We start from the raw sequence: 13,554 nt of genomic DNA on the forward strand, positions 1-13,554 counted from the left end.
AGGTGTCTCGAAGACCGTCAGCACGTGGTCCTGCTGTTCTGGGCCCAGCGCGACGAAGTCGGCTCCACCCTCCTCGTTGGCCGTGCGGTCGTGCGGTGGTGCGGTGGTGCGGTGGTGCGGTGCGCGGGGTCAGTGACCCATCGCCGGCGGGGCGACCACGGCCGCCTCACCGGCGGCGCGGTCGGCCTGGTCGGCCTTGCCCCGCTCGGAGTACGCCGATCCGCCGCGGAGCTCGACGTGGGGCAGGAACAGCATCACGAGGAAGCCGACCACCATGACGCCGGCCCCGACGAGGAACACCAGGTCCATCGAGTCCGAGAAGCCCTGGAGGAACGGCTTGGCGAGCCGGGCGTCGAGCGAGTTCAGGAACGAGGAGTCCTTGAGCACGCCGGTCCCGGAGGCACTGCCGCCGGAGGCCTGCGCCGCCTGCATCTGCTTGGCGAACGCCGCGTTGGCCGGGTCCTTGAGCGCCGCCTGGAACTCCGGCGTCGGGACGGCCTTCTGCAGGGCGGAGGCGATCTTGTCCCCCACGGTCGAGAACAGGATCGACAGGAAGACCGCGGTGCCGAGCGTGCCGCCGATCTGGCGGGTGAAGGTGGCCGAGGAGGTGGCGACTCCGATCATCCGGGGCGACACGGCATTCTGGACGGCCAGGGTGAGCGGCTGGAAGTTGAAGCCGAGACCGAGGCCGAAGAACACCATCACGATCATCGTCTGCCACAGCGGGGTGTCCGCGTGGACGTAGTGGAAGACGAACAGCGCCACGGCGAGCAGCGCGGCGCCCATGATCGGGAACCGGCGGTAGCGGCCGGTGCGGCTGATGATCTGCCCGGACAGGATCGAGCCGAACATGATGCCGAGCGTCAGCGGCAGCAGGAGCAGGCCGGCCTTGGTGGGCGAGGCGCCCTTGACGATCTGCAGGTAGAGCGGCAGGCACGCGAGGCCGCCGAACATGGCCATGCCGATGAGGACCGACGCCCCCGAGGCCACGGCGACCGTGCGGTTGGTGAAGAGGGTCAGGGGCAGCAGCGCCTCGTCCTTCATGGCCCGCTCGACGAGCAGGAACGCCACGATCCCGAGGGCGCCGACGACGAAGCAGGCGATCGAGCGACCCGAGCCCCAGCCCCAGTCACGGCCCTGCTCGGCGACGAGCAGCAGCGGCACGAGGCCGACGGACAGGGTGACGGCGCCCCACCAGTCGATGCGGTGGTCGAGGCGGGTGTGGTTGAGGTGCAGGGTGCGGGCGACCACGAGCAGGGCGGCGACCCCGATCGGCACGTTCACGAGGAAGACCCAGCGCCAGCCGGAGATGCCGAGCAGGGTGGTCTGGCCGGCGAAGAAGCCGCCGATGACCGGGCCGAGGACGCTCGAGGTGCCGAAGACGGCAAGGAAGTAGCCCTGGTACTTGGCGCGCTCCCGCGGCGGGACGATGTCGCCGATGATGGCCAGCGCCAGCGAGAACAGGCCGCCCGCGCCGAGGCCCTGGAAGGCGCGGTAGAACGCGAGCTGGAGCATCGACTGCGACAGGGTGCAGAGCATCGAGCCGATGACGAAGATCGTGATGGCGGCCGAGAAGAACTTCTTGCGGCCGTAGATGTCGGAGAGCTTGCCGTACAGCGGCGTGACGATCGTCGACGTGATCAGGTATGCCGTCGTGGCCCAGGCCTGCTGGTCCAGGCCCTTGAGGTCGTCGGCGATGGTCCGGATCGCCGTGGCGACGATGGTCTGGTCGAGTGCGGCGAGGAACATGCCCATCATCAGGCCGACGAGGATCGTGACGATCTGCCGGTGGGTGAGGGCGCCGCTGTCCTGCGGTGTGGTGGCGGGTGCTGCCATGGGTGTCAGTGCTCCGTGGTGGACGTGGTGGACGTGGGTGAGGAGAGGTGCGACCGCTCGAGGGCGGCTGTGAAGCGTTCGAGGTGGTCGGCGAACTGGCTTGCCTCCTGGGCGGTCCAGCCCTCGAGCAGCTGCTCGAACCAGGCACTGCGCTGCTCCTGGATCCTCGCGAGCAGGTCGTGCCCGGCAGGGCTGAGCCGCACCACCTGCGCCCGGCCGTCCTCCGGGTCGCTGACCTTCTCGAGAAGGCCGTGGCTGACCAGGCTGCTCACCTGGCGGCTGGTGGTGGAGATGTCCGAGTGCACGCACTCGGCGAGCGCCGAGACGCGGCGCTCCTCGTGGGCGAGGTTGAACAGGACCGGGTAGGCCATGGTGTCCACCGCCGGGTGCATGCGCGGGGCGTGCTGGCGGACGGCCTTGAGCAGCTTGACCAGGCGGACCAGGTCGAGGCTGACCCGCTCGGTCGTGGCCCGGTCGAGCCGGTGGTCAGGGGTCGTCATCGGAACCTTCGTCGGGTGATACTTGTTTGCGGCACACAAGTATCCGTCCCGGAGGCGACGCGCGCAAAACGGGGTCGGCCGTTCGGCCGACCCCGGGGCCGGGACCCCTCAGGAGGTGAGGGTGAGGTTCTCCAGCACGCGCCGGGCGACGACCTCGTCGCCGTGCGCCGTGTAGTGGATGTCGTCGACGGTGCCGCGACCGGCGCTGCGCCGGGTGACGGCGTCCGTCGACAGCGTGATCGTGGTGAACACGTCCCGGGGGTCGCCGTCGTGGGCCACGCCGGAGAACAGCGGGATGCCCTTGGCCTGGCCGTCCTCACCGGAGTCGACCCACACGCCCGCCCGCCCCAGCACGGGACCGGTCACCTCGAGGATGACGACGTTGCCGGGTGGGATGGCGGCGCGCTCGGCGACGAGCTCGGGCAGCCGGGCGAACAGCTCCTCCATGACGATGGCCGCCGCGGGCGAGTCGAGGTCGCCGGGCCGGCCGAGGGCCTGGCGGATGTCCTGCTCGGCCACCCAGGCGGCGATGGTGTCGCGGCGCAGGGCGGCGACGGCCTCCGGGTCCTCGGTGAGCCCGCGCACCCGGCGCTCGGCGACCAGCTCCAGCTCGGAGACGAGCTTCGGGGCGCTCACCCCCGTGCGGTGCGCCGGGTCGCCGGCGACGACGTGGGCGATCTCGTCGCGTACCGTCCACCCCTCGCGCGTCGTCGCTCGGGTGAAGTCCTCGTCCCGGCAGCTGCGGCCGAGGTCGACCACCGCCTGGGTCGTCTGCTCGTACGCGGCGACCAGGCCGGCGAGGTCCTCGGGGGCTGCCGGGTGGAGTGGCATGTCCCCACCCTACTTAGGCTGTCGTCATGAGCACGTCCGCGTCCACGCCCGCCCGGCTGCCCACGCGCCTGCCGCTGTGGGTGCTGGCGGTGGCCGGACTCGTCGCCGCCCCCCTCGCGGCGGTCGTGGGGCAGGCCGCCAGCGCCCCGGTGGTCGCCGACCCGGGGGCCCTCGTGCGCTGGGGGGTCGTCTACGCCCGCGTCGTCCACGACGTGGCCGCCTCGGCGACCGTGGGGCTGCTGCTCCACGCGGCGTTCCTCGTGCCCGAGACGACCCGCACCCGGCGCCGCGAGACCGCCACCCGGCTGGCCGGCGTCGCCGCGGCCCTCTGGGCGCTGGCAGCGGTGGCCGGTGCGCTGCTCACCATGGCCGACTCGATCGGCACACCCCTGACCGACCCCGGCTTCCCCCAGCAGTTCACGACCTTCGCCTGGGAGTTCCTGCCCGTGCGGGTGGAGCTCATCACGGCGGGCGTCGCGCTCGTCGTGTGCGTGGGTGCGTTCGTCGCCACGAGCCGGGCGACGATGGCCTGGCTGTTCGCCCTCGCGGTCGGGGCACTGCTGCCGCTGGCGCTCGCCGGGCACGCGTCCGGAGCCACCGACCACTCCACCGCGGTGAACTCCCTCGCCGTGCACCTCGTCGCCGCCACGCTCTGGGTGGGCGGGCTGCTCGGGCTCGCCGTCCTCCGGCCCGTGCTCGGCCGCGACCTGGCCGCCACGGCCACGCGGTTCTCCGCGGTGGCCCTCTGGTGCTTCGTGGCCGTCGCGCTCTCCGGCATCCAGAACGCGTACCTGCGCGTGGGCGACCTCGGCAACCTCGGCACGCGCTACGGCGCGCTCGTCCTGGTCAAGACCCTGGCGCTCGTGCTTCTCGGCGTCGCCGGGTGGCGGCACCGCCGGGCGCTCCTGCCGCGGCTCGCCGGTGAGGGCGCGACCGCCGCCTTCGTGCGGCTCGTCCTCGCCGAGCTGGTCGTCATGGGGATCGCGTTCGGCACGGCGGTCGCGCTGTCCCGGTCCGCGCCGCCCGTCCCCGACGCCCAGGTGCCGTCCGCAAGCCGCTCGTTCATCCTCACCGGGTACCCCGAGCCGTCGGCCCTGACTGCCGCGTCGTGGGTGACCGCGTGGAGCACGGAGTGGATCTGGGTCGCCCTCGCGGCGCTCGCCGTCGGCCTCTACCTCGCCGGCGTGGTGCGGCTGCACCGCCGCGGGGACACCTGGCCGGTCCACCGCACCGTCCTGTGGGTGCTCGGCTGGGTCGTGTTCGTGTATGCCGTGTGCGGCGCCCCCGGCGTCTACGGCCGCGTGCTCTTCTCGATGCACATGGTGATGCACATGGTCGTCGCGATGCTCGTGCCGCTGCTGCTCGTCCCCGGTGCGCCAATCCTGCTCGCGCTGCGCACGCTGCCCGCCCGGCGCGACAAGACCTGGGGCCCGCGGGAGGTGCTGCTGCAGGTCGTGCACTCCCGGGCCATGCGGGTGCTGTCGAACCCCGTGGTGGCCGCGGCCCTGTTCTTCTTCAGCCTGGCGATCTTCTACTACTCGCCGCTGTTCGAGCTGGCCCTGCGCACCCACACCGGGCACGTGCTCATGCTGCTGCACTTCCTGCTCACCGGGTACCTGTTCGTCTGGGTGCTCGTGGGCGTCGACCCGGGCCCGAGGAAGTGGCCGCCGCTGATGCTGCTCGTGGTGCTGTTCGCGACGATGAGCTTCCACGCGTTCTTCGGCGTCGTGATGACGAGCAGCACCACCGTCCTGGCGCCGGACTTCTTCGAGACCCTCAAGCTGCCGTGGATGACCGACCCGCTGGGCGACCAGCGCCGGGCCGGCGCCATCGCCTGGGGCATCGGCGAGGTCCCGACCGTCGCGCTCACGTTGATGGTGGCCATCGCCTGGGTGCGGTCGGACCGGGCCGAGAGCCGGCGTCGCGACCGCCAGGCCGACCGCGACGGCGATGCCGAGCTCGCCGCGTACAACGCGCACCTGGCTCAGCTGCGCGACCGTGGACGAGGAGGTTCGCGATGAGGGTTGCAGTCGTGCAGGTCGGCTACGGCGACGCCGAGCCGGTGGCGGAGCGGGTGGCGCGGGTCGCCGCCGCGGTGCGGGCGCAGGCCGGCCACGACCTCGTCGTGCTGCCCGAGCTCTGGGCGCCGGGCGGCTTCGCCTACCGCGAGTGGCAGGACCGGGCCGAGCCCGTCGACGGCCCGGTGGGGCAGGCGATGTCGGCCGCAGCCAGGGACGCCGGCGTCGTCCTCCACGCGGGGTCGATCATCGAGCGTCCTCGCGGCGGCGAGGTCGGGCCCGACGGGCACGGGCTCTGGAACACCTCGCTCGTCTACGGTCCCGACGGCGGCCTGCTCGCGGCATACCGCAAGGTGCACCGGTTCGGCTTCGGTGCGGGCGAGCCCAAGCTCCTCGACGCCGGTCAGGACGTCGTCGTGGTCGACCTGCCGCTGCGCGACGGCGGCAGCGTGCGCGCCGGCCTGTCGACCTGCTACGACCTGCGCTTCCCCGAGCTGTACCGCCGGCAGGTCGACGCAGGCGCGACCCTCTTCGTCGTCCCGGCTGCGTGGCCGGCCGCGCGGGTGCGCCACTGGACGCTGCTCGCGCACGCCCGCGCAGTCGAGGACCAGTGCGTCGTGGTCGCGTGCAACACCGCCGGCACGCACGCCGGCACCGAGATGGGCGGCCACTCCCAGGTCGTCTCGGCCACGGGCGAGGCGCTCGCCATGGCCGGGACGGACGAGCAGGTGCTCAGCGTCGAGGTCGACCTCGACGCGGTCGCTGCCTGGCGCGAGCAGTTCCCCGTCCTGCAGGACCGTCGGCTGTGACGGCTGCGATGGCGCCGGATGCTGCGCCGGACAGGACGGCGCCGGACAAGGCACGTCGGGACGTGACAGGGCCGGACGCGGAAGCCGCCGCGGGGCCGGGAGACGGGTCGTCAGGCGGTCATGCGGCGGTGGCGCTCGGCCACGAGGTCGGCGCGGCGCAGCTCCATGAACGCCGTGTCAGAGCCACAGTCGTGGCAGACGACCATCGCGCTGTGCCCGAGGCCGATCACCTCGACGGCGTGCGGGTGACAGTCCTGGCCGGCCGCGTGCAGGTGGTCGCGGCGGTGCACCGCGCTGACCGTGCTCAGGGCGACGGGTGTCGTCGCGGCGTTGCTCCCCCTGTGCTTCATCGAAGACACCTCCTGAGTGTGATGACGAACCGCCGCCCCGCAGGGTTGCCGGTGTCGCCGAATCGTCACCTTCCCGGCGCCTGCCGAGGTGTCCATGACACCGCGTGGCACCGGCACCCGCGCGCTGCCGCGCCGCACCGTGACCGAATGCGTGAGGAGAGGACGGACCGTTGGGACCAGACGTGGACGGAACGGGCGTGGTGACGCGCACCCGGCTGCGGGCGCCGGAGCTGCGGGGTCGTGGCTGGCTGAACACCGGCGGCCGCGAGCTGTCGCTGGCCGACCTGCGCGGCCGCGTGGTCGTGCTCGACTTCTGGACGTTCTGCTGCGTGAACTGCCTGCACGTCCTGGACGAGCTGCGGCCGCTGGAGGAGAGGTACGCCGACTCGCTGGTGCTCGTCGGCGTCCACTCGCCCAAGTTCGAGCACGAGGCCGACCCGGACGCCCTCGCCGCCGCCGTGGAGCGGTATGCCGTGCACCACCCGGTCCTCGACGACCCCGAGCTGGTGACCTGGCAGGCGTACACCGCCCGTGCGTGGCCGACCCTGGTCGTCGTCGACCCGGAGGGGTACATCGTCGCGTCGATGTCCGGCGAGGGCCACGCCCACGGGCTCTCCGTCCTGGTCGAGGAGCTCGTCGAGGAGCACCGCGCGAAGGGCACGCTGCGCGAGGGGGACTCGCCGTACACCCCGCCACCCGCGCCGTCGACCGCCCTGCGCTTCCCCGGCAAGGCCGTGTCCCTCGACGACGGGTCGTTCCTCGTCTCGGACACGACCCACCACGACGTGGTCCACCTCGAGGCAGACCTGCAGACCGAGCGCCGACGCTTCGCCGACCACGAGGGGGACGGTCCCGGGCGGCTCAACGAGCCGCAGGGCCTGCTGCTCCTACCCGCGGACGTTGCCGGGCGCGTGGGCTACGACGTGGTGGTCGCGGACTCGGTCAACCACCAGGTCAAGGGCCTGCGCCTCGCCGACGGCGCGTGGACGCTGCTCGCCGGCACGGGGCGGCAGCTGAGGGAGCGGTCCGGCAGCGGTCCGGCCCTGCGCCAGGACCTCTCCACGCCCTGGGACGTCGCCTGGTACATCGACCGCGTCGTCGTCGCCATGGCCGGCACCCACCAGCTGTGGGCGCTCCACCTGGCCGCCGACCCGGCCGAGAACACCGTTGCCGTGCTGGCCGGGACGACGGCCGAGGGCATCCGGGACGGCGCCGCCGACGAGGCGTGGTTCGCCCAGCCGTCGGGGCTCGCCGCCTCGGCCGACGGGACCCGGCTGTGGGTCGCCGACTCCGAGACCTCGGCCCTGCGCTCGCTCGACCTCACCGACGACGGCTTCACTGTGACGACCCACGTCGGGGCCGGTCTGTTCGACTTCGGCCACCGCGACGGCGCTGCGGGGCAGGCCCTGCTGCAGCACCCCCTCGGTGTCACGGTCCTGCCCGACGGGTCGGTCGCGGTCAGCGACACCTACAACGGTGCGGTGCGCCGGTTCGACCCGGTGGCGGGGGAGGTGACGACGCTGGCGAACGGGCTGCGAGAGCCGTCCGACGCCGTCGTCGAGCGCACGGACGACGGTGAGACCCGACTGGTCGTCGTCGAGTCCGCCGCGCACGAGCTCGTCCGGATCCCGTTGCCCGACAAGGCGACCCGGGTCGACGGCCTCGCCCACCAGACGCAGCGGCCGCGCACCGAGCTGGCTCCCGGTCCGGTGCGCCTCGAGGTGACCTTCACCCCGCCGACCGGCCAGAAGCTCGACCACCGGTGGGGTGACCCGACCCGGCTCATGGTGTCGGCGACGCCCGAGGCCCTGCTGCGCGAGGGCGCCGGGAGCGCCCAGGGCCTGACCCGCGAGCTCGTCCTCGACCCCTCGGTCGTCGACGGCGTCCTGCACGTCTCGGTGCAGGCCGCCTCGTGCGACGGCGACCCCGTGACCGGTGAGGTGCCCGAGCACGCGGCCTGCCACCTCTATCAGCAGGACTGGGGCATCCCCGTCGTGCTCGTCGAGGGAGCGCCCGGCGCGCTCACGCTCGACCTGCGCGGCACCTCCTGACCGAGCCCGCGGTCGCCGCCGTGGCGGCATCCCCCGGTCGTCTGCGCGCAGACGTCCGTGTGCCTGCGCAGAGAGCAGATCCGCGCGCAGTGGGACGCGGGTGTGTGCGCAGACGAGCGGGCACGCAGCGCGCGGAGGTGTGTGCGCAGACGAGCGGGCACGGGTGGGGCGGGACGGCCGCACGGGCGTCCGCTCGCTGCCCTGCGCCTCACCCCGTGCGGCACTACGCTCGACGGAGCGGGTCAACCCTGGACCCGCCGGACCCCTGGAGTGAGCATGTACATCGGACTTGGGATCTTCCTGCTCGTCGTGGGCGCGATCATCACGTTCGCCTACACCGGTGACGCGAGCCTGGGCGGGGTGCTCAGTGTCCACGCCGTCGGCTGGATCTGCATCGTCGCCGGCATCCTGGCGATCCTCCTGTCGCTCGTCATGATGCGACGCACCACGGCCGGCGGCTACTCGGCCCGCCGGGTCAGCCACACGGACCCTGCGACGGGCACCCGCGTCGACGAGGTCGACGTCGACCGCGACAACCGTCTCTGAGCCGACCGGGCCTCGGCCCGGTCCCTCTCCCCCGAGGGCGGCACCACTGCACGTGGTGCCGCCCTCGGCGCGTCCGGTGTGGCCGCACATCGGGCTCGGTGGGGCGGGAGCCGGACATCGGACTGCGCACGGGGTGGGACCACGCCGCAACGCCGAAGGGCCGGACACCTCCCAGGAGGTGTCCGGCCCTTCGCCGTGGTGCGCGGGTGCGTCAGAAGGCGCTCTCGGGCACGTCCATCAGCGCGTTGTCGGTGGCCTCGGCGATCGCCCGCTCGGCCGCGAGCTTCGGCAGGACGGTGCGCGCGAAGAACGACGCCGCGGCGACCTTGCCCTCGTAGAAGTCCCGGTCCTTCGCGGAGGCCTCGCCCGACTGCAGGGCGCGGTTCGCGACCTCGGCCTGGCGCAGCAGGAGCCAGCCGATGACGAGGTCGCCGGCGCCGAGGAGCAGTCGGGTCGTGTTCTGGCCGACCTTGTAGAGGTTGGCGAGGTCGCCACCCTCCTGGCGCGGGTCGGACTTCATGAGCTCTCCGACCATGAACCCGAGGATGCCCTGGACGTTCTCGAGCGCCTGCCCGAGCAGCTCGCGCTCGCGGTCGAGCGCACCGCCGTCGGCGCCGAGGTCCTTGGCGAACTCCTGCACCTGCATCGCGATGTGGGTGAGCGCCTGGGCCTTGTCCTTGATGATCTTGCGGAAGAAGAAGTCCAGGCCCTGGATCGCCGTCGTCCCCTCGTACAGGGTGTCGATCTTGGCGTCGCGGATGTACTGCTCGATCGGGTAGTCCTGCAGGAAGCCGGAGCCGCCGAGGGTCTGCAGCGACTCCTGGCCGAGGAGCACCCAAGCGCGCTCGGAGCCGACACCCTTGACGATCGGCAGCAGCAGGTCGTTGACGCGCTCGGCGAGCTCGGCCCGGCTGCCCTTGGCGAGCTCCTCCGAGCCGGCCTCGAGCAGTGCCTGGTCGACCAGGTCCTGCTGGGTCGCGGTGTAGATGACGAGCGCACGCAGGCCCTCGGCATACGCCTTCTGGGTCATCAGCGAGCGGCGCACGTCCGGGTGGTGGGTGATGGTGACGCGCGGCGCGGTCTTGTCGCCCTGCTGGGTCAGGTCGGCGCCCTGCACCCGCTGCTTGGCGTAGTCGAGCGCGTTGAGGTATGCCGTGGAGAGCGTCGAGATCGCCTTGGTGCCCACCAGCATGCGGGCGTGCTCGATGACGCGGAACATCTGCGCGATGCCGTCGTGCGTGTCGCCGAGCAGGGTGCCGACGGCCGGCTCCTTGTCGCCGAAGGTGACCTCGCAGGTCGTGGAGACCTTCAGGCCCATCTTGTGCTCGACGTTGGTCACGTAGGCGCCGTTGCGCTCGCCCAGCTCACCGGTCTCGAGGTCGACGTGGAACTTCGGCACGATGAACAGCGACAGGCCCTTGGTGCCCGGGCCGGCGCCCTCGGGCCGGGCGAGCACGAAGTGCACGACGTTGTCGGTCATGTCGGACTCGGCCGAGGTGATGAACCGCTTGACGCCGGTGACGTTCCAGGTGCCGTCCTCGTTCTGCACCGCCTTGGTGCGGCCGGCGCCCACGTCCGAACCCGCGTCGGGCTCGGTGAGCACCATCGTGCAGTGCCAGCCCTTCTCGATGATCCAGCGGGCCAGCTTCTTCTGCTCGTCGTTGCCGAGCAGGTAGAGCAGCTTGCCGAAGGAGTAGGACGCCGCGAACATCGCGATCGCCGGGTTGGCGCCGAGCACCATCTCGTTCATGGCCCACTTCAGGCTGGGCGGCACCACGGTGCCGTCGAGCTCACCGGGGACGTCGACGTTCCAGAACCCGGAGTCGATGTAGGCCCGGTAGCTCTTGGTGAACGACTCGGGCATCGTCACCGAGCAGGTCGCGGGGTCGTAGACCGGCGGGTTGCGGTCGGCGTCGGCGAAGGACGCGGCGAGCTCGTTCTCGGAGAGCCGCGCGACCTCCTTGAGCATCTCGCGGGCGGTGTCTGCGTCGACCTCGGCGTACGGACCGCTGCCCAACACCTCGCCGCGGCCGAAGACCTCGAAGAGGTTGAACTCGAGGTCACGCAGGTTGCTCTTGTAATGGCCCATCCCGGGGCACCTCCACGCTCGGAACGTCGGTGTTCCGGCCATTACCAGCCGGTAACTTCCATGGTGCTACTCGCCAGTAGGGAATGCAACCCCGACGAGGGTGACCTCAGCCGCTCGGACGAGGACCGCGTGCGACGAGGGGAGGCCGACCCGGGTTGACCGGCGTAGCGTCGTGTCGTGACCGAGGAGCTGTCGTACGAGGTGGTGGACCGGCTGCCCGACGGGGTGGAGCTGCGGCGGTACCCCGCCCACGCGGTGGCGGAGGTCACGGTGCACGGGTCGCTCGGCGGCGCAGGCAACCGTGCCTTCGCGTCGCTGTTCGCCTACATCAGCGGCAGTAACCGGCCCAGGGCGAAGGTCGCCATGACAGCCCCCGTCGTCCAGCAGTCGGCCGGTCGGGGCGAGCGCGTGGCCATGACGGCGCCGGTGGTCCAGGAGCAGTCACGCGAGCCGGGCCCAGGGTCCTCGGACGAAGGGGGAGCCGGCGAGCGGTCCTTCACCGTCGCCTTCGTCCTGCCCGCCGACGTGACCGAGCAGACGGCACCCGAGCCCACGGACGACCGCGTCCGCCTGCGCACCGTGCCGCCCTCCCTGGCGGCTGCGATCCGGTACTCCGGCCGGTGGACGGAGTCGGGGTACGAGAAGCACCGCGACCGGCTGCTCGCATCGGTGTCCGCGGCCGGCCTGTCTCCGGCCGGGGCGCCGCGCTGGCTGCGCTTCGACCCGCCGGTCAAGCCGTGGTTCCTGCGCCGCAACGAGGTGGTCGTGGACGTCACCAAGCCCGACGGGACCGGCACGAGCGGCTGAGGCGCGCCCGCGCCGGGCCCACCCGGCATACTTCCGCGGGTGGACGACGACAGCCGAAGCCAGCCCGCACCCGCAGGCAGCGACACCGCGGCCCCCGAAGGGCGCACTGGCGCGCAGGGGGAGGCGGGCGCGGTGGCGCAGGCGCGCGCGGACCTCGCCGCCGGCCGGGAGTGGCGGGCCCGCGAGCGGCTCGTCGCCCACCTCGCCGAGACGTACGACCCCGCGGCCCTGGAGCTGCTCGGGGAGGTGCAGTACGCCATGCGCGACCTGCCCGCGGCGGGTGCGGCCTGGTTCGGCACGGGTCGCCGGGGCGAGGACGTCGACGCGGCCATCGACGCGTGGCGCGAGCAGTACTCCGACCACTTCCCCGCGATGTGGCTGAGCCTGCCCGCGCCGGTGCGCGAGCACGAGGGGAACAAGCGCGTGGACGCCCTGCGGCGGCGCGCTGCCGCCGTCCCGGCACCGGGCGCCGAGGCGCCGCTGCCCGTGGAGACCGAGGCGACGGGCGGGTTCGACGCCGCGGTCGTCGTCGCCCTCGTGCTGGCCGGGCTGTTCGTCGTGTGCGCCGTGATCGGCTTCGTCACGGTGCTCATGTGGCTGGTGCCCTGACCCGGGCCGAGCTCGTCGCCGAGCTCGCCGCGGGTGTGCCGGCCGGCGACGGACGCGACTGCGTCCGGGTGGGCGTCGACGGTGCCGACGGTGCCGGCAAGACGGTTCTCGCCGGCGAGCTGGCCGCCGCGCTGTGCACACTGGGGCGCAGTGTGGTCCAGGTGTCGGCGGACGACTGGCACCAGGTGCGCGAGCTCCGCCACGCACGGGACCGGCACTCGCCAGAGGGGTTCTGGCTGGACTCCTACGACTACCCGCGGCTGCGGGCCGAGGTCCTCGAGCCGCTCGGCCCGGGCGGCTCCCGGCGGTACCGCGCGCGGGGGCACGACCTCGCGTCCGACGCCGTGCTCGAGCAGGGCTGGCTGGTCGCGCCGCCGGGGTCGGTGCTGGTCCTCGACGGCCTCTTCCTCCAGCGCGAGGAGCTCGAGGGGTGCCTGGACCACGTGGTGTGGCTGCAGGTGCCGTTCGAGGAGACGGCGAGGCGGATGGCCGCGCGTGACGGCAGCCCGCCCGACCCCACGCACCCCGCTCTGCGGAGGTACGTCGAGGGGCAGCGCACCTACTTCGCCGAACGCACCCCCTGGGCGAGGGCGGACGTGGTCGTGGACAACTCCGACTGGGCGCATCCGTTCGTGGTGGACCCCGTCCACGTGCCGGGCCCCACTGTGGGAGGGAACGCGGGACCGGTCGTCAGAAGCTGAGCGGCTCCCCGTCGAGGAAGTTCGTGAAGTCGTCGGTGGCGTTGAGGTCGACCCAGGCCTGGGATGCCCCCGGCAGTACCGCCTCCTGCACGCTCGCCCGACCGGCACCGAGTGAGTCGGTGCTGAGGTACCCGGCGATCCCGTGGCAGTCCGCGTCGCCGGGGAGGAGCTGGATGACCCGGATCGCGTACGTGGTGTCGGGACTGGCCCCCGTGACCGACACGGACACCACGAGCTTGCCCGACGCCGCCCGGGTGACCACCGCCTGGCCGACCGGCGTCGGGCGGTCGCCGTCGACCATGAGCCCGTCGCAGTTGCGGTTCGTCCTCGTCAGCACGACCTTCTGCGCCGGCGTCGCCGCGGGGGGGTGGGCGCCCCCGGCGGGCGGCGCCCCCGCCCCCCCCGCG

At 72.7% G+C, this 13,554-nt stretch carries 13 protein-coding genes; 7 read left to right on the forward strand and 6 right to left on the reverse strand.

Annotated features, from left to right (window positions below):
* Window positions 1-129: 129 nt before the first annotated feature.
* From ACFUC1_RS18020 to ACFUC1_RS18030, 3 genes are all read right to left on the reverse strand, one after another.
* Entirely contained in the window at window positions 130-1,836 is a 1,707-nt protein-coding gene (locus ACFUC1_RS18020; protein WP_379122262.1) for an MDR family MFS transporter, read from the reverse strand.
* 5 nt (window positions 1,837-1,841) lie between these two features.
* Complete coding sequence (locus ACFUC1_RS18025; protein WP_379122264.1) at window positions 1,842-2,336, reverse strand: MarR family winged helix-turn-helix transcriptional regulator; 495 nt, start codon at window positions 2,334-2,336, stop codon at window positions 1,842-1,844.
* A 108-nt stretch (window positions 2,337-2,444) separates the two neighbouring features.
* Window positions 2,445-3,167 (reverse strand): maleylpyruvate isomerase N-terminal domain-containing protein, encoded by a 723-nt coding sequence (locus tag ACFUC1_RS18030; protein WP_379122266.1) that lies wholly within the window; start codon window positions 3,165-3,167, stop codon window positions 2,445-2,447.
* Between the two features lie 26 nt (window positions 3,168-3,193).
* Between ACFUC1_RS18030 and ACFUC1_RS18035 the strand changes: the two genes are divergently transcribed.
* Together ACFUC1_RS18035 and ACFUC1_RS18040 are read left to right on the forward strand one after the other, a co-directional pair.
* Window positions 3,194-5,188, forward strand: coding sequence for a cytochrome c oxidase assembly protein (locus ACFUC1_RS18035; RefSeq protein WP_379122268.1), 1,995 nt, complete (start codon window positions 3,194-3,196; stop codon window positions 5,186-5,188).
* Window positions 5,185-5,994: a carbon-nitrogen family hydrolase gene (locus ACFUC1_RS18040; protein WP_379122270.1), complete on the forward strand. Its 810-nt coding sequence runs from the start codon at window positions 5,185-5,187 to the stop codon at window positions 5,992-5,994. Before ACFUC1_RS18035 ends, ACFUC1_RS18040 begins: the two co-directional genes overlap by 4 nt.
* A gap of 110 nt (window positions 5,995-6,104) precedes the next feature.
* On the opposite strand, the gene ACFUC1_RS18045 is transcribed toward ACFUC1_RS18040, so the two are convergent.
* Window positions 6,105-6,344, reverse strand: coding sequence for a hypothetical protein (locus ACFUC1_RS18045; RefSeq protein ID WP_379122272.1), 240 nt, complete (start codon window positions 6,342-6,344; stop codon window positions 6,105-6,107).
* Between the two features lie 197 nt (window positions 6,345-6,541).
* Between ACFUC1_RS18045 and ACFUC1_RS18050 the strand changes: the two genes are divergently transcribed.
* Both ACFUC1_RS18050 and ACFUC1_RS18055 read left to right on the forward strand, forming a co-directional pair.
* A complete protein-coding gene (locus ACFUC1_RS18050; RefSeq protein ID WP_379122274.1) occupies window positions 6,542-8,395 on the forward strand; it encodes an NHL domain-containing thioredoxin family protein in 1,854 nt (617 codons plus the stop codon).
* A gap of 276 nt (window positions 8,396-8,671) precedes the next feature.
* Window positions 8,672-8,941, forward strand: coding sequence for a DUF6458 family protein (locus ACFUC1_RS18055; RefSeq protein WP_379122276.1), 270 nt, complete (start codon window positions 8,672-8,674; stop codon window positions 8,939-8,941).
* Between the two features lie 211 nt (window positions 8,942-9,152).
* On the opposite strand, the gene ACFUC1_RS18060 is transcribed toward ACFUC1_RS18055, so the two are convergent.
* Window positions 9,153-11,030, reverse strand: a complete 1,878-nt coding sequence (locus ACFUC1_RS18060) for an acyl-CoA dehydrogenase (protein ID WP_379122279.1) — start codon at window positions 11,028-11,030, stop codon at window positions 9,153-9,155.
* Between the two features lie 177 nt (window positions 11,031-11,207).
* Between ACFUC1_RS18060 and ACFUC1_RS18065 the strand changes: the two genes are divergently transcribed.
* Genes ACFUC1_RS18065 through ACFUC1_RS18075 form a run of 3 tightly spaced genes read left to right on the forward strand, consistent with a single transcriptional unit; the run spans window position 11,208 to window position 13,147 of the window.
* On the forward strand, window positions 11,208-11,837 hold the full coding sequence (locus tag ACFUC1_RS18065) for an SOUL family heme-binding protein (protein ID WP_379122281.1): 630 nt from the start codon (window positions 11,208-11,210) through the stop codon (window positions 11,835-11,837).
* Between the two features lie 39 nt (window positions 11,838-11,876).
* On the forward strand, window positions 11,877-12,446 hold the full coding sequence (locus ACFUC1_RS18070) for a hypothetical protein (RefSeq protein ID WP_379122283.1): 570 nt from the start codon (window positions 11,877-11,879) through the stop codon (window positions 12,444-12,446).
* Window positions 12,431-13,147: an AAA family ATPase gene (locus ACFUC1_RS18075; RefSeq protein ID WP_379122284.1), complete on the forward strand. Its 717-nt coding sequence runs from the start codon at window positions 12,431-12,433 to the stop codon at window positions 13,145-13,147. The genes ACFUC1_RS18070 and ACFUC1_RS18075 overlap by 16 nt, the downstream gene beginning before the upstream one ends.
* Here ACFUC1_RS18075 and ACFUC1_RS18080 read toward each other — a convergent pair.
* Window positions 13,137-13,554, reverse strand: a 418-nt coding sequence (locus tag ACFUC1_RS18080) for a hypothetical protein (RefSeq protein WP_379122286.1), incomplete at its 5' end; no start/stop codon positions are given. The genes ACFUC1_RS18075 and ACFUC1_RS18080 overlap by 11 nt on opposite strands.

Source organism: Pedococcus sp. NPDC057267, assembly GCF_042668795.1.
In the GTDB taxonomy this organism is placed as follows: domain Bacteria; phylum Actinomycetota; class Actinomycetes; order Actinomycetales; family Dermatophilaceae; genus Pedococcus.

Excerpts from the sequence above, each read along its gene's own strand:
- ACFUC1_RS18020 (WP_379122262.1), bottom strand. The coding sequence starts at position 1,836 with ATGGCAGCACCCGCCACCACACCGCAGGACAGCGGCGCCCTCACCCAC.
- ACFUC1_RS18025 (WP_379122264.1), bottom strand. The coding sequence starts at position 2,336 with ATGACGACCCCTGACCACCGGCTCGACCGGGCCACGACCGAGCGGGTC.
- ACFUC1_RS18030 (WP_379122266.1), bottom strand. The coding sequence starts at position 3,167 with ATGCCACTCCACCCGGCAGCCCCCGAGGACCTCGCCGGCCTGGTCGCC.
- ACFUC1_RS18035 (WP_379122268.1), top strand. The coding sequence starts at position 3,194 with ATGAGCACGTCCGCGTCCACGCCCGCCCGGCTGCCCACGCGCCTGCCG.
- ACFUC1_RS18040 (WP_379122270.1), top strand. The coding sequence starts at position 5,185 with ATGAGGGTTGCAGTCGTGCAGGTCGGCTACGGCGACGCCGAGCCGGTG.
- ACFUC1_RS18045 (WP_379122272.1), bottom strand. The coding sequence starts at position 6,344 with ATGAAGCACAGGGGGAGCAACGCCGCGACGACACCCGTCGCCCTGAGC.
- ACFUC1_RS18055 (WP_379122276.1), top strand. The coding sequence starts at position 8,672 with ATGTACATCGGACTTGGGATCTTCCTGCTCGTCGTGGGCGCGATCATC.
- ACFUC1_RS18060 (WP_379122279.1), bottom strand. The coding sequence starts at position 11,030 with ATGGGCCATTACAAGAGCAACCTGCGTGACCTCGAGTTCAACCTCTTC.